General features: G+C 40.8%; 13 protein-coding genes. All 13 read right to left on the reverse strand.

Annotated features, from left to right (window positions below):
- Positions 1 to 816 carry a purine-nucleoside phosphorylase gene (locus BV902_RS26660; protein WP_075994483.1) on the reverse strand — a complete coding sequence of 272 codons (816 nt, stop codon included), beginning with the start codon at positions 814 to 816 and terminating at the stop codon, positions 1 to 3.
- 119 nt (positions 817 to 935) lie between these two features.
- A complete protein-coding gene (locus tag BV902_RS26665) occupies positions 936 to 2,426 on the reverse strand; it encodes a sodium:solute symporter (protein ID WP_075994484.1) in 1,491 nt (496 codons plus the stop codon).
- A 39-nt stretch (positions 2,427 to 2,465) separates the two neighbouring features.
- Positions 2,466 to 3,278, reverse strand: a complete 813-nt coding sequence (murQ, locus tag BV902_RS26670; RefSeq protein WP_075994485.1) for an N-acetylmuramic acid 6-phosphate etherase — start codon at positions 3,276 to 3,278, stop codon at positions 2,466 to 2,468.
- A 22-nt stretch (positions 3,279 to 3,300) separates the two neighbouring features.
- Complete coding sequence (locus BV902_RS28325; RefSeq protein WP_075994486.1) at positions 3,301 to 3,936, reverse strand: polysaccharide deacetylase family protein; 636 nt, start codon at positions 3,934 to 3,936, stop codon at positions 3,301 to 3,303.
- Positions 3,937 to 3,995: 59 nt separating this feature from the next.
- The gene (locus BV902_RS26680) at positions 3,996 to 5,822 is read right to left on the reverse strand and encodes a glycoside hydrolase family 9 protein (protein WP_237241873.1); all 1,827 of its coding nucleotides are present in this window, start codon (positions 5,820 to 5,822) and stop codon (positions 3,996 to 3,998) included.
- Positions 5,823 to 5,864: 42 nt separating this feature from the next.
- Positions 5,865 to 7,724: an outer membrane protein assembly factor BamB family protein gene (locus BV902_RS26685; RefSeq protein WP_075995007.1), complete on the reverse strand. Its 1,860-nt coding sequence runs from the start codon at positions 7,722 to 7,724 to the stop codon at positions 5,865 to 5,867.
- A gap of 175 nt (positions 7,725 to 7,899) precedes the next feature.
- A complete protein-coding gene (locus tag BV902_RS26690; protein ID WP_075994487.1) occupies positions 7,900 to 9,744 on the reverse strand; it encodes a RagB/SusD family nutrient uptake outer membrane protein in 1,845 nt (614 codons plus the stop codon).
- Between the two features lie 11 nt (positions 9,745 to 9,755).
- Complete coding sequence (locus BV902_RS26695; protein ID WP_075994488.1) at positions 9,756 to 13,211, reverse strand: SusC/RagA family TonB-linked outer membrane protein; 3,456 nt, start codon at positions 13,209 to 13,211, stop codon at positions 9,756 to 9,758.
- A gap of 51 nt (positions 13,212 to 13,262) precedes the next feature.
- Positions 13,263 to 14,507, reverse strand: coding sequence for an exo-beta-N-acetylmuramidase NamZ family protein (locus BV902_RS26700; RefSeq protein WP_216640416.1), 1,245 nt, complete (start codon positions 14,505 to 14,507; stop codon positions 13,263 to 13,265).
- Between the two features lie 445 nt (positions 14,508 to 14,952).
- Positions 14,953 to 15,609, reverse strand: a complete 657-nt coding sequence (locus BV902_RS26705; protein ID WP_075994489.1) for an N-acetylmuramoyl-L-alanine amidase — start codon at positions 15,607 to 15,609, stop codon at positions 14,953 to 14,955.
- A 60-nt stretch (positions 15,610 to 15,669) separates the two neighbouring features.
- A complete protein-coding gene (locus BV902_RS26710) occupies positions 15,670 to 17,442 on the reverse strand; it encodes a SusD/RagB family nutrient-binding outer membrane lipoprotein (protein WP_075994490.1) in 1,773 nt (590 codons plus the stop codon).
- 7 nt (positions 17,443 to 17,449) lie between these two features.
- Positions 17,450 to 18,103 (reverse strand): hypothetical protein, encoded by a 654-nt coding sequence (locus BV902_RS28330; protein WP_237241875.1) that lies wholly within the window; start codon positions 18,101 to 18,103, stop codon positions 17,450 to 17,452.
- Entirely contained in the window at positions 18,046 to 20,571 is a 2,526-nt protein-coding gene (locus tag BV902_RS26715; protein WP_237241877.1) for a SusC/RagA family TonB-linked outer membrane protein, read from the reverse strand. Before BV902_RS26715 ends, BV902_RS28330 begins: the two co-directional genes overlap by 58 nt.
- Between the last annotated feature and the right edge of the window lie 300 nt (positions 20,572 to 20,871).

Consider the following 20,871-nt stretch of genomic DNA (forward strand, 5'->3'; position numbering starts at 1 on the left):
TTATTGCAAAGCTATTAATTCTTTCAAAATTAATGTCATTTTAGGTTCCGCTTTCTCCGCAACAGTGACAATTTCCTGCAACGACACAGGTTTAAGTTGTTCATGAAAGCCCTCATCCGTAACAACAGAAATAGCAAATACCGGAAGAGCCATATGATTAGCGACAATAACCTCAGGAACGGTACTCATGCCCACTACATCGCCACCAATAAGCCGCATATAGCGATACTCAGCTTTTGTCTCCAAATTTGGACCTGCAGAAGAAACATAAACAACTTTTCGCGCAGCAATAGCATGTTTGGCTGCAATTTCAAGAGCCTGCTCGATCATCTTTCGGTTATAAGGCTCACTCATATCCGGAAATCGTGGTCCAAACTCAGCCAAATTTTGTCCACGAAGCGGATTATCCGGCAATAAATTGATATGATCTTCAATAATTCCAAGGTCACCTTTTTTCACATCAGGATTCAGGGATCCCGCAGCGTTGGAAACAAACAATTTCTGCACCCCCAAAACCTTCATGATCCGGATCGGAAATGTAATCTGCTGCATATCATAACCTTCATAGTAATGCAACCTTCCCTGCATAGCGACCACATTGCGTCCGCTCAACTTTCCAAAAATAAGCTTACCAGAATGAAATTCAACAGTTGAAATAGGGAAATTAGGTATATTGGAATACATCAGCTGATACTCGACTTCAATTTCATCAACCAACTTACCTAAACCAGTACCTAGGATGATACCGAATTCTGGAGCAAAATCTCCAATTTTTCTACGGATAAATTCCGTAGTCTCATTTATGCTATGATACATACGTACAGAAAAACTAAGTATATCAAACTTAACTTAATTTTTCTGTACGTACAAATCAAAATCAATACTTGTATTTACATCTTCTCACCAATGGAGAAACTTTTTATAACTGAAATGCATTAATTGTGGGCCAATGCTTTTTCACTTGCTTTACCTGGAGAACTGATCAAAAGCATTACAAACGTGATAAAACCATTTATAATGATCAAATCCAATCCGATAACATACGGTGTATACACCTCAATAACATAGGTTTTAAGCAAAAATAATACGGTAGGCGAAAGCACACAGATATAAGGCACAGCATTATCCCGCACGGCATATTTTGTGAATATCCCAAAAACAAATAAACCCAGTAAAGGTCCGTACGTATAACTCGCTGCCGTAAAGATTGCATTGACGACCGAATCATCGTTGATCAGCTTAAAGACCAGAATAACCAACAACATCACAATGGAAAAGCCAAAATGGACATAGTTACGCTGTTTGATCAAAGCTGGATCGTTGGGGTTTTCTTTTTTATTGAAGTTTAAAAAGTCTACGCAGAAAGATGTCGTCAGGGCAGTTAGCGCACTATCTGTCGTTGCAAAAGTAGCCGCCGTAAGTCCCATCATAAAGATGATTGCAGGAACAATAGCCAAGTGGTTTAATGCAATTTCTGGATACAAATAGTCGCGTGTTGCCAGTTGAGTGACATCAATCCCGTTTTTAGCCGCATAGATATACAGCAAAGCACCGACAGCTAAAAAGAAAATATTAATGACCACAAAAACACTTGTAAACGTAATCATGTTCTTTTGGGCTTCTTTAATGGTCCCCATCGATAAGTTCTTTTGCATCAGATCCTGATCAAGCCCCGTCATTGCAATGGTCACAAAAATCCCTCCCAAGAATTGTTTCCAAAAATTTGCTTTACTGCCAACAAAATCATCCCAGAAAAAGATCTTGGAGTAACTACTTTCTTTCACAGCTTCGAAAGTATCCACAATACCAAAATCTAATCCTTTTGCCATAAAATAAATGGAAAGAATGACTGCAGTCACTAAAAAGGTAGTCTGTAGGGTATCTGTCACAATGATCGTCTTTAAACCGCCCTTATTTGTATACATCCAGATCAATACCAAACATATAACGACCGTAATCGCGAAAGGCACATTCCAGGCATCAAAAATAAAATGCTGCAATACGATTGCCACCAAATAAAGACGAAATGCCGAACCGATCGTACGGGAAACCAAAAAAATAGCAGCACCTGTTTTGTACGTGGTGTGCCCAAAACGTTCTTCCAAATAGGTATAGATGGAAGTCAAGTTCATTCTATAATAGAGCGGAAGCAATACATAGGCAATAATGACAAAACCAACGGCATTCCCAAGAACAAATTGAAAATAGCTAAATTCAGACGCACCTACTGCGCCGGGAACCGAAATAAAAGTCACGCCGGAGAGCGCGGTACCGATCATCCCAAAGGCGACCATATACCATTTAGAGTTCCGGTTTGCGACAAAAAAAGTAGAGTTATCGGAAGCCCCCTTCGAGGTGAAGTGAGCTACAGCAAGCAGAACTGCAAAATAGATTATTATAAAAGATAATAATATTACTGGTGACATAGTTTGTTTTTAAAATAGGTGATTTTTAGTAGGTTATACTCAATGGGCAGCCTGATAAGCTTCAATTGCCTGTCTTACATTACCAAATTGTTCAAGTAAAGCCGCAGCCTCTTCTTCCAGCGCCCCGGTTTGATCCATAATGATACGTACACCACGACCGACCAGCTTATGGTTTGACAATTGCATATCGACCATCTTATTCCCTTTTACCCTGCCCAATTGGATCATCACTGCAGTACTGAACATATTTAACACAAGTTTCTGTGCTGTACCTGACTTCATCCGCGTAGACCCCGTAACGAATTCCGGTCCAACAATAACTTCAACCGGATACTGCGCTACTTCAGCAATCGGAGAACCGCCATTACAGACAATACATCCCGTAACAAGTCCCTTCTCATTTGCGGTTTTTAATCCGCCAATAACATAAGGTGTGGTTCCAGAGGCCGCAATACCGATAACAACATCGTTTTCATCAATATCATAGGCTTCCATATCTTTCCAGGCTTGCTCCAGATCATCTTCTGCAAATTCAACTGCTTTTCGAATTGCAGTATCACCACCAGCAATCAACCCAATGATCCATTCAAATGGCACACCGTAAGTCGGAGGTAATTCTGACGCATCCAACACGCCCAAACGACCACTTGTACCAGCGCCGATATAAAAAGTTCGACCACCAGCCTTCATTTTCTCCACAGTCACTTTGACCAATGCTTCAATCTGAGGGATAGCCTGCTCTACAGCAAGTGGCACAGATTTATCCTCATTATTGATATTTGTCAATAACTCATGCACAGACATCTTGTCTAAATCCTGATAATTCGAATCTTTCTCCGTTGTATTTACCATTATTAGTATATATTGTATTTCTTTATTTCAATAAATCGGGCACATCCACAAGTTGATACCCTTTTCCCTTTAATATGCTAATGATATCATCCAAATGATGATACAGTTTATCTTTCCGCCGATCATCGGTTCCCATATGAATCAATATCAGAAATCCATTGAGCCCATACCGAGCTTCGTAAGACCAGAGATTGTCGAGAATCGCTGTCGACGATACATAACGAGTCCCCATTTCAGGATAGGTATAATCAGCCGCAGTCCGTATTCCCGGCGTATAATTAACCGAATGTAGACCTACTGCTTTTGCCCAATCGACCGTTTCACTATTATACCACTCGTATGAAGGAATATAATAGGACAAATTCCCGATGTCAATACCCCCACTTTCCAATGCTTTCAGATTTGCCTTTAGATCCGCGACAAAAGAGTCACGTTTCACCAAAAGCAGGTCCCTACTCCCCCAGTCACTCACCAGAAGATGTTTATCCGAATGCCCCGAAATCCAATGACCATCGTTTATCATCTGATGGACATAGGATTTAAAACCCGGTGTTCTGAGATAATCTCCTGTCAGGAAAAAAGAACCTTTAACGCCGTTACGTTTTAGACTTGCCAACACCTCTCCTGTACCTTCAGATAAATCATGACCTGTAAACATCAAAGCTACCTGCCGTTTTGTCGAGTCGCCCCGGACAATAGCCCCAAAAACATCCCGTGTTACTTTTTTCCGGCCGGCTCCTCCAAGGCCTTACCTTCTTTTGAAGCCAGCAGATAAATCAACGAAGCGGTACCATCCATTGTCGGCTCATTGGTACTATAATCTCCATAGTCGTCATGATAGACCGCCAAATCACTTTGAAACTCCGCATAGCTATCTGGATTATTCAACTTGATACCGATCAGATTGCGGTACGTAGATGCCATAATGGGCCCATCAACCAAACCGCCATCGATCGGATGTTTACCCAGAAAGGTAAAAGCCGAATGCGGATCAACAGGTGTATCGCCCCACGACGGAAGACCATATACCATACTCGTGCCCCAAGGGTTCGTTCCAAACAACCAGTCAAAATTAGCCTGAGCAAGTTCATCGAAATGCGCATCTCCCGTCAATTCTTTATACCAGAGACATTGAATCGCGAAGGATACCGTTAAGTTGTTGCTACACCAAATAAAGGGAACTCCACGAAAAAATGCATTTTTTTCGGCTCTCCGATTGACTTCCTCAATCCCCTGTTTATAATAAGAAACAATCTCCTCGCGATCTTGTCCTTTTAATCCTTTTGCCAATTCATAATGCCCAAGATTAATAAAAGGGTACCACTGATAATGTGCAGCAGTATCGCTTACCATCCAAGGTGTAATCTTTTCTTGCCGTGCGTAGCCTAAGGCTTCTCGAGCAAACTTTTCTTTTTTTGTCACCGAAAACCCCATTGCAGCGGCCAACTGCATATCGTCCACCCAATTATCTTCGGCATAAATATAAGGCGATTTCACAGAAACTGTCTGTGTCACGCCTGGTTTTATATTGGCATAAGCATAGGCCGTTTCCGATTTCTTCGAAAGCAGCTTTGCATATTTACCATCCTCTTTGTCAAACAACATCGCCCCCAGGCGAAAAGCACTACTAAATTTACCAGCAGTAGAGCTCGTCCCCGTCGTATTATTCATAAACTTACCACGCTGTTGTGGTTCGCCATCGATAAAATACACCGGTCTTTCAAATCCACGACCATAATAGGGATCTTCCTTTGGCATCCGCATGCTTGCATGGTCCCGGTCATCACCAATCTGGTTGTACATCTGATTGGCTTTAGGATGCATTTTCAACAACCAATCCAGGCCCCATTTTGCTTCATCCAGTACATCGGCACGACCGTTTTTTCCGTCAAGACCATTTGCTTGCTTTAGATCACCAAATACCTTTGGAAAATCGCGGTAAGCCGCTAGCAGATGAAATGTCGCATTTGCCGACGTAGTCGCATATTGCAAATAATCAGAAGCATCATGCCAACCTCCGCCAGCATCGATGCGGGAGCTATCGGGAATACCAACCTTTCCTGCATAAAGCGCAAACCCATCGTGTGTGTGGCAGCTATCTTTCAGAAAAGGGTTGAACAATGTCCGTTGTTGCCGCATATAACGCAGTACAAAATCGGCCGCTCCTTTGTAAACGTCCCGAGCAATTCGGAATGTTGGAGACTTCACATCTCCAGCCTGAATAAAAAAGCGTCCTGTATCCTGCATAGAAGAGAAATCCAAACGAAAGCTCTGAACAAAAGGACCATAAGCCCCATAATCTTTTCCGACAGGATGCACATACACTGTTTTACCCGTTTGTGCGTTTTTAATTTCAAAAGAACGAAGCTGCCTGATTGATTTCCCGCCCCATACCGCGACCTTCTTGCCCGCCGGGGTATAGCCCAATTGGTTTATTCTAATCCAAGCATTTTGCTGTGCTTTCGCAAAGTTACAAACAAAACATGCAAAAACAAGCAAAAAAGCTTGACGTAAATTTAAGAAGTTTAGACATTTTTTTATCATATCAAGGCATTTATTTTCAAAAAGATCAATTCAATCGATTGCTTAAAACTCTAATGAAACTATTTTGCCATCCATCGTACTCGCTATCACCTTGTTTCGGCCGTTTAGCGCAACAGGATTAACCATTCCATTGGATATTTTATATTGCCATACTACCGCGCCTGTTTTTGCGTCAACCCCGGATAGCAAACCCGAATGACTCGGCACAAATACCAATTTGCCATTGGAGGTAATTGCAGAAGGCGTCAATTCGTAGGGCAATTTAAGCTTGGACTTCCAGGCAACATCCATGCTGTTCCCAGCAACTGAAATACCTAAAAGATCGCCGTCCATCGTCTTCACATAAACCAATTTATGATCTGCAGCCAGCCCCATCGACTCGCGCACCCGAATGGTATCTTTCTTTTCCCGCCAAATGACCGCCCCCGTTTTCGCATCCAGTGCTGTCATAAAACGATCCGGTGCAACTACAAAAACACGATTATTTACCCCCACCGGATTACATGCCGCCGCTGAAAACATCCGATTAGCCTGTCCGTTATTCCATTCCCACGCCAGCTTACCTGTATTGACATTCAAAGCATAGAATCCATTACTCCAGGAGCCAAAAATTACATTCCCCAAATAATACGTTGGCAGGGTCGATACAAATCCTTTGACCTGATCAAAACTCCATTTTACAACCCCCGTCTTGATGTCCAGCGCTCTAAACTTACCATCCGAACCACCGATAAAAGCCACGCCATCATGTAACAGAGGCGAACCCAAAACCGCCTTTTCAGTCTGTACCTTCCACAACAACTTGCCATTACGGGCATCTACCGCATAAATTGCATGATCCGATGATCCCGCCACGACAATCCCCTTCCACACAGCTGGCGTAGAATAAACTTTACCACCGGTGCGGAATGCCCATAGCTTTTTACCCGTTTTTAAATCAAGCGCAAAGATATCGCCCGCGGTATTTGATGTAATCACGCTATTTTTGTAAACAGCTAGTCCCGCCCCAATATCACTAGCATCTTCAAACGTCCAATTGACTTTAACCTGATCTGCATATTTGGTATTCACAGCATAACTTGGTCTCGGGTAGCTTACCGTTTCATTTTCATAATGATGATTAAATAGAGGGACAACAACCCAAGATTTCTCCTGCATCCCTACACCGGGATTACGCTCCTGATAACTCGCTTTACCATCGGCGATGGTCACAATATTATAGCCGCCAACCGCTTTATTCGCACGCAGGTTTGACCGCCCCATTACCCCCGGAATTCCTTCCCAATCGTATAATTTATTGGCATGACCATGTCCGCAAAGCGCCAATTGAACATTCCGCGTTTTAACTCTTTTTAAAGCGTCAAACCAGTTATTTAGCGAAGAATCCTGTGGATAATGATTAATATAGATCAATGGCAACTGATTATCCGGATTCGCTGCAAAAATGGAATCCATCCAGACCAGGTTCTCACGAGGAATCTGACCAGGGCTCATACGCATATTTGGTCCTGAATTGGTTCCAATGAATGCGTAACCTTTATGCTTAAAGAAAAAGGTTTCACCACCAAAAACGGTGCGAAATGTATTGGCTCCATTTTCAGACCAATTTCCATCGTGATTTCCCGGAATCACATACCAGGGCAGCTGCAAACTATCTAAGATGCGCTTTGCAAGCTTCAACTCATGATCAGCGCCAAACTCGGTGATATCCCCAGAAAGTATAACGAAATCAATATCTTTCAATGTATTCAGGTCCTTTACAGTACGTCGCAAATCCTCCTCTCCTGTTGCACCACCGACATGCGTGTCTGTTACGTGGGCAAATTTGAAGGACTGCTGCGCCATCACAACGTTAAAAACGCAGGATAATGCAATAAAAAAGGTGATAATTGGAAACCTCATGCGTAATGTTTTCTTAAAAATAGCGTTTTTATGCATAATAATAAAATAAAAATGCGTTTTTATGCAAAGTATTTTAGATATAGATTTAGGTTTGTTTTCGACAGCCTCGGCTATCATGGACACAAAAAAGCCTTGTCTAAAAACATAGACAAGGCCTCATAATATGTGGATTAAATTACCACCCTTTAGTTTGTGTTAATTTATACCCTCTTTGCTCATAGTCAACAATTTGCGCTTTACCCACTGGAGCTAAATAAAATTTATCATCCACGGCATTTCTATTTGCTGCATTTTGAACCACTATAAAACCAACCATATCGGCAGCATTAGAACCATTATAAGTCACTACGGTTCCATCCGCTTTCCTCACTTTGGTGACGCCAACATAGTTAGATTTTAAGAAATCCGGGGCCTGCTTTGCTACATCAACCCAAATTCCCGTGAAATAATCCGTACTTTTCGAAAAGTCCATATAACCCAGCTTTTTCCATCTCTTTAAATCCAGCAATCGCGAGTATTCAAACACGAATTCCATCCGGCGCTCACGACGTATTTCCCACATTAGCGGTGTTACATCTGCATCTCTAGCTGGATCATTAGCAATTGAACCAATCTGTAACGGCGCAGTCTTTGTCACTCCTTTAGCTATAGCAACCTCGTCAAGCGGCCTATTTCTTACTGCATTGATTGACTTATCGAGATCTGTTTGTGTAACAGCTGCACCACCAAAGTTTTCGGCTAAAATTTGCTTTGCTTCAATCCAGTTTAACACAACTTCTCCATAACGTATAACAGGAGCGTCTGATGTATTGGTATTTGAATTCCACTTAGCATAATCAGGATTTGCACTTGTTATCTTATAACCATTGCGAGCGACATACTTTGTTCCATAGACAAATGTTGAAGCCTTGGAGTTCAAATCCGTATCAAAGGAAGCCTCAAAACGTGGGTCACGAGAGGTCGCCAACTTGCTTAACGAAAAATCCGTCGCACTAGCGAGTGATGATGAAGAATAAGGCTTACCATCAACACAGATAAATTCCTTGATCAATTTTAAATTTGGAGCTGTGGCCTGTGCCTCAACGCCATTTTGATAAGATCCGATTGCATGCAGCACACTAACGGATGCATCGTATTTACGATACATAATCACTTCTTTGTTGGTCGCTAAATCCTGGGAAGAAAACAAACTTTTGAAATCAGCAGTAAATGAATACTTACCTGAACTCATAACAACCTCCGCTGCACTTTGGGCAAGCTCCAAATATTTCTTTGCTCTTGCCTGATCAAGACCGTGGTATTTCTGCCAAGAACCTTCAAACAACATCAAACGTGATATAAAAGACGCTGCAATATACTTATTCAACACATTTGCACCATCATCGGCTTTCATATTCTGTAATACATATACAAAGTCATCGTACACATGATCCATCACGACACCACGATTATCACGATCTTTATATTGCGTATCAAAATCAGAAGCAGCTACTTCAGATTCAAAATATGGAACATCCCCGAAAACAGAGACCAACCTCGAATACTCAAAAGCTTTAAAGAATTTCGCAACAGCAGTCCAGTGATTATATTGAGCCGTGGTTAAGTTCGGCTTAGCAATAGTCTCTATTCTATTCAAGAAAATATTGGATTTGCGAACCCACGAATAATTCCATGTGGGACCAGCATACGTATCAAGCCATGCCGCAACTTCAGATGTGGATGAACGCGTATCAGGTATAGCATTTTCAAAATTAGCTTGTTGACCACTAAAAGTCAAATCGTCTGAAAAGGTATACCCCCTTACTGGCGTATAATCCGTCGTAAAGGAACTATTGTAGCCGTTGAAATATTGCGTATAAAAACCGTTCGCAAATAACCTCAGGTCATTTTCATCCCTCCAATAAAGCCCCGAACCATCTGTAATCTGATCCAAAGACGGGCGATCTAACAAGCTGTTACAGCTTGACAACACCATTGAGGAACCTAATAATATATATAAGAATTTTGTTTTAATTTTCATGATAATTTCAATTAAAATGTCAATTGAACGCCAAAAGAAGCAGATTTGAACGTTGGCGTTCCAACACCAATACGGCCACTATTGTAATTATTCAAGCTCTGATCAACAAACATATTCACCCCAACAACAGCTTCAGGGTCGATAGGCAAGCCATTAAGTTTATCCCATGTAAAGAAGTTTTCCAAAGCAGTGTATATACGTAAATTGCTTACTCCGATTCGACTCAACGTTCCCTTCGGAAGAGTGTAACCCAAGGTTAAGTTCTTAATACGCAAATAGGACATATCCAACAAATAGCGACTTTGTATCTGCATATTATTAATATTGTCTGTTCCACCGTTGCTGTATGCTGCTGGATAAAATGCGCCCGTATTATTTTCAGTCCAATAATCTGAAGACATAACTGCAGGCATTGCTCCATCTGATGCATTAAAGCCGGCCTGTGCCAAGAACCCTTTTCCCCAAACTTGACGGCTACCTACACCTTGGAAGAACGCAGAGAAGTCAAAACCCTTGAAATCAGCCCCTAAACGAAATCCATATTCATACCTCGGCGTCGAATTACCGATCACAGAAAGGTCACCATGATCTGAAATTGTCCCCTTTCCGTTATCTATAGCACCATCTCCGTTTAAATCCTTAAACTTAACATCACCGGGACCATAAAGGAAGGTAGATGAATTTTGAACCCAAGATTGGTAAGCTCCATTTGGATCAGACAACTTGTTCATTGTCTTACCATTGACGGTTGTCGTAACTAGTTTTCCATTTTCATAAACGAAATCACTTTTTTGATACAGACGATCCGTTTCATAACCCCAAATTTCACCGAATGTCTTACCGTTATAGTATCCATCCACTAAAGTTGTTGTACCGTATTCTGTGATGACAGATTTTGCATCCGATACGTTTGCACGTAGATTAATCCCCAAACCATTTTCGAAACGGTGGTTAAAATCAACTGCTAGCTCCCAACCTCTCGTACGTAAAGCGCCAAAATTACCTTTAGGAGCCTCAGCACCAAAAGTCGCAGCAACACCTTCCATCGGCACTAGCATATTTTTAGTATCGCGTTGATACCAATCGAATACAAGCCCCAGTTTATTCTTGAGGAATCTTGCGTCAAGTCCAAAATCCAAGGTCTGGATATCTTGCCAGCCCACCTGAGATAAAACGGCGGCAGGAGATCCTACATACCAATCCTTATTTCCTGAGCTGTTAATCCAGTTAGATTGGGCATTCGTCATATAACTTGTATACAAATTGTTCGGAACAGCCTGATCTCCAATCGAGCCCCATGAACCGCGGATTTTAAATTGATTTACGAACTCACGTGACCAGTCCATAAAAGATTCTTGCGATACCACCCAACCTGCAGAGAACGACGGATACCATTTCCAGCGCAAGCTTGTCGGAAATTTAGACGATCCATCACGACGTAAATTTGCTTCAAACAAATATTTATCCTTATAAGCATAGTTCACCCGGCCAAAAAAACCAATCTGAGATTCCCATTTTTTATAACCGGAACCAGTCACTGTTCCCGATCCAAACGTTAATTGTGGATTCTTGATATCCAGCAGGTTTGTAATTTGTGTCCAAGAATTTTCAGTTTGTTCCGCGACACGGTTTAAACCTGCCATAAATTTAAACTCATGCCCACCATCCAAGCTCAAATTGTAAGTAGAGAAGGCATTGATCGTATGGCGCAAGAAATTCTCATCTTCCTTACGGTAATGGTCAGGATTAGAGCCTGCAGCTGTATATTGGAAATAATCTAGATCATATGCAGCCATCGCTCCCGCAGCAGATGCGTCCACATAGCTTCCATTTGCATCGACATACATCTGGTTTCCATTTGCATCCTTTTTCGCTACTGGATTTCCCCAGGAATTGCCTGCCGTAAAACGTGTACCCGGCTTATTCCAGATCATCTCCTGATTGGTCAATGTGTAATCAAAATCCAATTTCCAATTCTTCGTGAAATTTACAGTAGCACCACCATTGAAATTCATATAGTTTTTTAACTGGCTCGCCACGTTTGCCGCACCAGTCTCATAAGCTGGACTACGAATTGGGTCCCCGTCTCCATCATTTCCAAACGGATACAGCGAGCTCCAACGGTACATATATAACCATGGATCTGCTGTTGTCGAATTCGTTGCATACGGATATTGTTTATTCGTACGGGAATAAATAGCTCCTGCCCTCGCTGTAATGTATTTGTTAATCTCATGAGAAACCCGTACTGAAGCATTATATCTCGAGAACTTGTCCGTATTAGTCTTCAACATACCAGACTGATCAAGCAACCCTAATCCTACATTATAAGAAGTTTTACCTGACTTACCCGATAGCGATAAATTATGTTGTTGTGTAGGAGCCCATTCACGAACCATATAGTCATAAGGATCATACGTACGTACGCCATATTTATAACCTGTTGCAGGATCATAATACCAGTCACGTCCATACAACGTTGGATCATCTTTACCGACCGAGCTACCATATTTATCCTGCCATTCAACCGATTTTTGATAACTTTCTTCATTTATTTTATAGAAAGCTCCAGTAAAATTGCTACCAACGCGCAAAGCTGCATCCAACGAATATCTCAACGCATCAACCGTCCCCATTTCGTATTTCTTGAATGGGTTTTGAAAGGAGAAATTATTAGAATAATTTACTGACACCTGATCAGTTTTAGCTCCCTGTTTTGTTGTAATTAAAATAACACCATACGCGGCTTTAGCTCCGTAAATAGATGATGCTGCGGCATCCTTTAAAACTGAAATAGATTCAATATCATCGGGATTCACAATATTGATACTCGGAATCTCCACATTATCCAGTAATATCAATGGATTATTGGATCCAGTTATTGAACCTATTTGACCGCGAATTTTGATCGTTGGATCAGATCCCACCTCTCCACTCGGGATAACGATACTCAATCCTGGTGTCGTACCCTGCATGGCACGTCCTGCATCAGCAATAGGACGTCCTTGCATTGTCTCTTTGATATTAACTGACGCAACAGCACCTGTTAAGTTACTCTTTTTCTGCGTACCGTATCCAACAACAACGACTTCATTCAACGTTTGATTATCATCGACCAAAGTTACATTTAGCGAATTCGAAGTCACAGGAACCTCTCGTGTAATATAACCTACGGATGAAAAACGCAACTTGCTCCCCACGGCAGCTGTAATTTTAAAATGCCCCTGCGCATCGGTCTTCGTTGATGCATTACCACCAATTACAGACACGCTTACTTCAGAGACTGGACCTTTTCCATCCGTTACAGTACCTTGCACTGTATTTTGAACCGCACTTTTTGCAGAAGAACTTAAAAGAACGCTTGTTGAATTAACGTTCTTCAAAGAGCCTTCCTTTTTTGCAAAAGAATAGGATTCAGAAGGAAAACTCAATCCAAGAGCAACAGAAAATAGTACAAATTTTCTCATTGATTATAGAGTTTTAAAATAAATGATTCTAGTTAATATTGTTAGTTATTGCTATTCAAAATCAGTATACAACAAATACTTCTTACGCATTTGTTTATAGTTTTTCAAGTCATCCGACCAGGAAGCGCGAATCTGTGCCTCGGATTTACCTGCAAGAATCTGCTTACGCAACTGATCAGTGCCTGCGAGCTTGTCAAAAAATTCAGGCCTCGCAAAGAAAGTCGATTTATCAGGCGTCTTTTGATAAAAATCCAGGACATATTTTAGTGTGAATTTTTGCTTTTCAGGATCCAGGGCACGTAGATCTATACCATAATTCGTCGCACCTTTCCCCTCCACATGCTTGGACATACCATGACGTTCACCCGGAGTAAACGTAAAGGAGCCGTACACCGGATTTGTATACCCCAAAACTTGGAATGGCCAATCCGTCCCACGCCCTACCGAAATATCAGTTCCTTCGAAAAGGCATAATGAAAGATACAATCGTACAGAAAGCTGATTGGGTAGACTTGGTGAGGGAATTACCGGCAAATCGTACATCGTTTTGTGATCCCAGTTTTGTACTTTTACAACCTGCACATCTGCCTGACGACCATTTTCCAACCAGTGTTCCCCATTGATCATCTGTGCCAGCTCACCAATTGTCAAACCGTGGATCATTGCTATTTTATGCCAAGAAACATCGGATTTAAACTTATCGTCATGCCTTACTGGACCGTCGACCTGATCTCCATTTGGATTTGGGCGATCTAATACAATTAATTTTTTGTTATGCTTTGCACAAAGCTCCATCACACGATGTAAAGAAGTGATATAAGTGTAAAAACGCGCTCCGACATCCTGTAGATCGAAAATCATAACATCGATGGAATTGACAATCGAATCCTGTTTCTTATTTCCACCATATAATGTAAATAGTGGTAAACCTGTTTTCTGATCAATATCATTTCCAAACTTCTCGCCACGCTCCACATTACCACGGAAGCCATGCTCAGGAGCAAAGGCAAATTTTAAGTCAACTTTATTATCCATTAAAACATCAACGAGATGTTTTTTATCGGAACCAACAATCGATGTCTGATTTCCCATAACACCTACTTTCTTACCTTTTAATTGCGGCAGATATAAGGTTAACTGATCTGCCCCTGGCACAATAGCTTTGTTCGTTACATTACCAGAAATGCTGTTTCCGGCTTTTTCATTAGTCTGAGCAGACTTCAACGAACTTCCACAAGAAATACAGGTGACAATCGCAACCAAAAAGGTCAAATTTAGTAAGGTAGTTTTCATCATAAATAGACTTTTAGCTCGTGCATAAATGCAGTTTTATGCATGAATAATTGAAAATCAGAATAAAAGTAAGTAGAACTTTTCGTTTTTAAAACTAAAAACTACACAAAAACGCAAAAGAAAGTAAGTGTTCACTTATATAATAAGCAGACAGAACTAGCAAAATTGATTAATAAACAATAAACAATTTGTTTTAAAAAAAAATATGAAAAGCTAGTTATCAGAACTTTACTGTAAAACAAAACAAAGGATAAAGAAATAGAAAGTGTACAAATAACAATACATTGTAACATATAAGATACAATTAACACATCATTAACAACACAGCAAAATACAGCAAATCAGCAGGATCAATACGATTACCTTCCAATAAACAATAGCTATGAAATACATTCGCTCAACATCAGCTGTTAATCCGACAGGCATCAAAAAAAAATATCACACCTTCCTAAGGGAGCGGATTCAATTTTAAGTCAGTCAAATTTTTTCTCAAGTTATTCATAAATCTATCTCCCGGGTCATCTTTACCCGTGATATAATTGGGATCCGTTTCTTTCCACCAACTTGTTTTCTTAAATCGTTGGTACTCATGATGACCCAATACAAATTCGATGGGATATTTTTTACTGAGATAGCGGATCAGTTCTTCATTGGCTTTTAGCTGCGCATCGGTCAGTGGATTCTGGCGGCTACCTATATTCTCAATACCGATTGCGCAATAATTGAGACCAATCGTATGCCGTGCAAAAATAGAATCGGGCAGAAACTGGTAAATAGTCCCATCCCGATCAATGACAAATTGCGAAGACACGTTCAATGGACTGGCCTTGGTCAGTTCCGGACGCCCCGGAAGTCGTACGGGATTAAAGGTGTTAAAAGTCGCCTTTACACTGTTATTGGCCGTCCAATGTACCACCACCATTTTAGGATGGATAATCGGTGTTGACTGCGTCAGACCATGTCTATTTTTCAAATAATCCAAAGACAGCTGAATACGTTCTTGATTCCAGGTGATCGGTTTTTGAACAATCTTGGGTGATTGTGCAAATCCTACAGATGCCAACAGCAACGCAACAGCTGTCGTTAAATAATTAGTGAATTTCATACGTTAAAATTACAAAAACAAAGCCGTTAAAAAACGGCTTTGTACAATACATATTTTATATTATTCGGCAATATCCCACCATACTGGATAAGACCAAATATCATCACTTAAAGCATTAGGATGTGATGCCATTAGGCTTTGCGCATTGTAGTTGATCTCATGCGACACTTGTCTAACACGTCTAAATTGTTTACCATCGGGTATTTTAGTTTTCGCGGCCGCTGTAACCGTGTACTCATAGGGAACGCTCCAGCCAGGATATACATTAGCACTAAAATCATAACGCCGCATATCATTCCAGTTCTGTTGCGTAAAAGACATCGCTATAAACTTTTGTGTCATAATTTTCGGCAGTGTAATATCTGCAGCAGTTCCAATACCTTTATTGATAAATTCATCAATTTTACTTTGAGCCATTGGAGATTTGCTCTGATTGACGTTGCCATAAGTAGCCAACTTAAGATTCATTAAGTCAATATGCCCTTGTATAGCAGTTTTATAAGCAGCAAAAGCACCTGCCTTATCACCTTTTTTAAATAACACCTCCGCTTTAATAAAATTCATTTCAACAGATGTTAAGAGATGAGTCGGTGCATCGGGTCGCGAATAAAAAGTTCCACTTGCAGCAACAACACCGTCGTCCCATTTATAAATATCCGGTGTTTTCTCGGCCTTTGCATTCGAGGTGCTCCTAAACGAAACATATACGGTGTCACCCCAGCGGGCAGTGTTCGCTGAATTGATATACCAACTATGCGGAGCCACCGAACGATTATTACTTTCAATAGCAACATCTTTCGCGTTATATGAAGCCACAATAGGACCAGATTTCATACGGATATCAGACTGCATATCAACCCCTTTAGAACGTACCATTTTCTTCGGAATACCATATTCCGCCCATGGAATCAACTTATCTGCCCTCGGATCTTCGACATTTTTGTTATCAAAATTGGTCAATAAATTCTCATACCATTTGGTCACCAAAATATTGGAATTCATCCCCACATTATCATAAATAATGGAAGTCTTAACTGGATCTGCAAACAAAATATCGCCAAGATTATCCCCCTGTACGTCAACATGATTTACAATTGTACTTTCATTAATGGCTAATGGCGCATTATTTAATGCAGCCAAAATATCATCAGGCTTGTACAAACTTGATTTTTTCGATAAGTTATTTAACCAGCGCGCTTTTACTCCATAACACATCTTTATCCATTTCGAAACATCCCCACCGTTCCAGCTATCTCCCGCAGACAAAGCCGTCGCTGTGGCAGGTTGCTCCATCTTGAGATAAGCAATAGCTTCATCAATTTCCTTTAGGCAACCTTCAAAAATAGTTTTTCCATCATCAAATTTGGGGGTGATAACATCTCCCAATGCCTCTGTATAAGGCATTTCCCCATACCAATCTGTCATCAGCATAAAACCCATGGCACGAATTGCCTTCATCGCACCAATATAATGATAGGCATTTTCTGCTTTGGCTTTTGCCTCTAAATCAGAGAAATTGGCCCCTGCTCCTACAAAAAAGAACTGATAAGGTGTCGTCGACATCCCTGCAATGGGGTTCCAACCAGCAATCATACTGTTGGAAGCGGTACCATTCGTAAAACTCAACTGTTGTGTCACATAACCCGCACGCGCCCCAGCAGTACCTTGCGCATATAAATAATAATGCTGAATCCATGCCAATCGACTATCAACCGATGCTACCGTACTAGAAGGTGTATTGGGATCCACATTGATATCCAACCAACCCTTGCTACAGGAAGAAAGACTAGCCACCCCTATCAACAAAGCCAATAAATATTTTGATTTTTTCATAATGTGCTTAGAATTTTAAATTAACACCAAAAGTTACACCTGCAGTGCTCGGCACTCCATTATAATCAATACCAACAGAACTCGAACCTGTCACTCCCGATCCTGCTGCACTAGCTTCTGGATCCAATCCTTTATAATTAGTCAAAAGCCATAAATTCGTACCTGTCAGCGTCGCGGTCAACCCTTTAATAACTTTGGAAACATTAGATTTTTTAAGCAAAGAATTTCCGAAATCATAAGAAACGGAAACAGTGCGTAATCTCAGCCAATTGGTTTTCGTCATAAAATTGGCACTTTCTTTTATATAATGTACCCCCCAATAGTCTTGAATGATCTTTTTACCACTTGTTTGCGCCCCACTCACCAGATAAGATTCATTTGCATTGAATGTAAATGTTTTATCCTCATAAACTGGAGCTGCAGCTGTCCCAGTATTCACAACACCAGACAATGTCAATTCATCACGTTCCAATGTACGCATGCTCAACCCATTAAGTGTCATCGCATAATCTGTTCCGTTATAAATATCACCGCCAATACGATAGTCCAACAAAAATGAGAGGTTGAAATTTTTGTAGGTCAAACTATTATTTAAACCGCCAATTAATTTCGGCTCCCGATTACCGATATTATACGTCGTCGCATTATCACTAGTTGGCATACCTGTATTGGCATCAAGATCAACTTACCATCCGGAGTGCGCGCATATTTTGATCCAGAAATACCCATAAAGCTTCCACCATTGAATGACGCAGCCTTAGCATTACCAACTTGCACATCCGTTACATAAAGAATGTCCACGCCAGAAATCAGGTTATCTACTGTCCCCTTATTCCGAGACATATTTAAGGTAACATCCCATTCAAAATTTTCTCTTTTTATAGGTTTACCCGTTAATGAGAGCTCCATACCTTTGTTGTAAATATCGCCCGCATTGACCGAGACAAAAATATAACCCACAGACTGCCCTAAACGTGGTGAAAGGATCTGATTATACGAATTATTGGTGTAATACGCGTAATCTACGCCCAATCGACCGTTTAAGAAACGTAGTTCAGCCCCAACTTCAAAAGATCCTGTAGTTTCTGGTTTAAGATTTGGATTCCCTTTTGTCCAGCTATTTCCTGTTCCAATAATTCCGCCTAGAGATTCTCTAGGTGTCCACAGATAGGTATTAGTAGCATATGGTGTAGCGTCCTTACCTACACGGGCCCAAGAGGCACGCAACTTACCAAAGCTCAGCCAATCTAGCCCTTTATCTTTCAACAGCTCCGTAAAAACAAAACTTCCTCCCACAGATGGATAAAAATAGGACTGATTTGCAACCGGAAGCGTGGATGTCCAGTCATTTCGACCGGTTACATTTAAGAAAAGGAAATTTTTATAGGAAGCCCGTAATTCACCATATAGGCCATATAACCTCTTCTTGGAGGTAACTTCATCAAAAAGCTTATTTGCTTTATCAATATTTCCAAAACTATAGAAGTTATTAACGACAAAATCATATCCCATCCTTCTATTTGTATTCACCTTGGTCTCTTCAGCAAAATAACCGACCATGGCCCCTAAATCAAAATCACCGATTTTCTTATTAAAGTTGGACATTAAATTGGAAGACCAATAGTTGAATTTCAAATCATTCTCAGACATCATACCGTTTTGCCAAAGTTGTTTAACAGCTCCATTTTCGGCAATTAATGTAGAGTTTTTAGTTAAATAACTATCCATCCCAACACGATAAGATACATTCCACCAATCGAAAATATTCATATTGGCATTAATACTTCCTGTGATCCTTTCTGTATTATCGGTTAATTTATTTCTATTTATCGTCCAATAAGGGTTTTCAACATCATCCTGAAGTTCCTGCAAACCTTCGAACATCCGATATTTGGTTCCATCATCATTCAGATATTTCTTCATATCATCACTTCTCGACCAGCCGTAAACTGAAGAAATTGCTCCAGCTCCCCCAGAACCATACAGCCCCGCCGAAGTTAAAGTCTTATCGGTATTGGCTAAAGTATAGGCCACATTGGCTCCTACACTTAATTTCCCGAATTTTTGATCACCATTAAAGCGAAAAGCCGTTTTTCCATAACCAGTTTCTGGGATAATACCCTGCTGATCAAAACGAGATCCTGACAAATAAAAAGATCCATTCTTATTTCCCCCGGTAACATTGACTGTATTGTCAAAAACGGTAGCCGTCCGAAAAAAGTCCCCAACATTATCATAAACTTCTTCCCCTGGCTTGAAAGCTTCTCCCCAAGATTGTGTTGTATAGTTATCTAAAGTCCCAGCGCTGTTATAGTACCCACGCTTGTACTTACCTTGTTGTTCAGGCAAACGATTAGCCCAATTTGCAGAAAAACGACTCGAAAAGCCTATTTCAACACGCCCTTCACTACCACGTTTCGTCGTAATAACAACCGCTCCAGCCGCTGCACGTGAGCCATATAACGCCGCTGCTGCAGGGCCTTTTAACACAGAAACATTTTCAATATCTTCCGGATTAATATCCATGACACGGTTGCTATTGGAAGTTGACGTAGCCTGCATTCCATCAAATCCACTATTCCCTCCAATGGGTGTTGAATTATCGTAGATAATACCGTCGACAACAAATAAAGGTTGGTTATCCCGCTCTAGCGAAGTACCACCGCGAAGGATAATCTGCGCACCTGCACCTGCTGCTCCCGAAGATTGTGTTACGTTTACCCCCGCAATCTTACCGGCCAATGAATTGACCACGTTGGCGGTCTTATTCTTCATCAACTCATCCGATTTAATATCCTGAACGGCATAACCGAGTGCTTTTTTTTCCTTCTTAATTCCCATTGCCGTCACAACCACCTCTTCAAGCGCCTCCTCACTGCCAGAAAGCGCAACATTGATCGTTGCATTTGTCCCGACTAATTGTTGTCTTTCTTGAGAGCCCACGGCTCTAAAAATCAAAATATCACCTGGCTCTGCATTGATGGTAAAACTTCCATCGGGCTTGGTTTGTGTACTGACAGATTTACCTTTGATGCTCACGGTTACATTAGGCATTGTACCACCATCAGAGGCATTCGTCACTTTACCCGTTACAGTTTTGGTCTGTGCCCATAAACTGGTTGACAGCATCACCCCTGAACAGAATAAGAGAAATTTTTTTATTCATGGTTTTTAGTTAGTTGTTAATAATTTTCCATAACGGGCGGTTCCAACCCTAGGTTTATATCAATTACTACACAATAGTATGAAAAGCTTCCTATTTTTGCAAGCTTATGCGTAATTATTTGAAAAAGAAATAACAATAAACACATTAACGCACAATCTGACAACAAAAAAGCCATCAATCCACATGAAAACAGATGCAAAAACGCACAGCACAGCAAAATAAAAACAAAAACATCTTATAAAAGCATTTAGCAAGACCTTTTC

This window comes from Sphingobacterium sp. B29 (genome assembly GCF_001952815.1).
In the GTDB taxonomy this organism is placed as follows: Bacteria; Bacteroidota; Bacteroidia; order Sphingobacteriales; family Sphingobacteriaceae; genus Sphingobacterium; species Sphingobacterium siyangense.

What these genes read in the sequence shown, in the direction of transcription:
- BV902_RS26660 (WP_075994483.1), bottom strand. Translation starts at nt 816, where the DNA reads ATGTATCATAGCATAAATGAGACTACGGAATTTATCCGTAGAAAAATT.
- BV902_RS26665 (WP_075994484.1), bottom strand. Translation starts at nt 2,426, where the DNA reads ATGTCACCAGTAATATTATTATCTTTTATAATAATCTATTTTGCAGTT.
- murQ (WP_075994485.1), bottom strand. Translation starts at nt 3,278, where the DNA reads ATGGTAAATACAACGGAGAAAGATTCGAATTATCAGGATTTAGACAAG.
- BV902_RS28325 (WP_075994486.1), bottom strand. Translation starts at nt 3,936, where the DNA reads ATGTTTACAGGTCATGATTTATCTGAAGGTACAGGAGAGGTGTTGGCA.
- BV902_RS26680 (WP_237241873.1), bottom strand. Translation starts at nt 5,822, where the DNA reads ATGATAAAAAAATGTCTAAACTTCTTAAATTTACGTCAAGCTTTTTTG.
- BV902_RS26685 (WP_075995007.1), bottom strand. Translation starts at nt 7,724, where the DNA reads ATGAGGTTTCCAATTATCACCTTTTTTATTGCATTATCCTGCGTTTTT.
- BV902_RS26690 (WP_075994487.1), bottom strand. Translation starts at nt 9,744, where the DNA reads ATGAAAATTAAAACAAAATTCTTATATATATTATTAGGTTCCTCAATG.
- BV902_RS26695 (WP_075994488.1), bottom strand. Translation starts at nt 13,211, where the DNA reads ATGAGAAAATTTGTACTATTTTCTGTTGCTCTTGGATTGAGTTTTCCT.
- BV902_RS26700 (WP_216640416.1), bottom strand. Translation starts at nt 14,507, where the DNA reads ATGATGAAAACTACCTTACTAAATTTGACCTTTTTGGTTGCGATTGTC.
- BV902_RS26705 (WP_075994489.1), bottom strand. Translation starts at nt 15,609, where the DNA reads ATGAAATTCACTAATTATTTAACGACAGCTGTTGCGTTGCTGTTGGCA.
- BV902_RS26710 (WP_075994490.1), bottom strand. Translation starts at nt 17,442, where the DNA reads ATGAAAAAATCAAAATATTTATTGGCTTTGTTGATAGGGGTGGCTAGT.
- BV902_RS28330 (WP_237241875.1), bottom strand. Translation starts at nt 18,103, where the DNA reads ATGCCAACTAGTGATAATGCGACGACGTATAATATCGGTAATCGGGAG.
- BV902_RS26715 (WP_237241877.1), bottom strand. Translation starts at nt 20,571, where the DNA reads ATGCTGTCAACCAGTTTATGGGCACAGACCAAAACTGTAACGGGTAAA.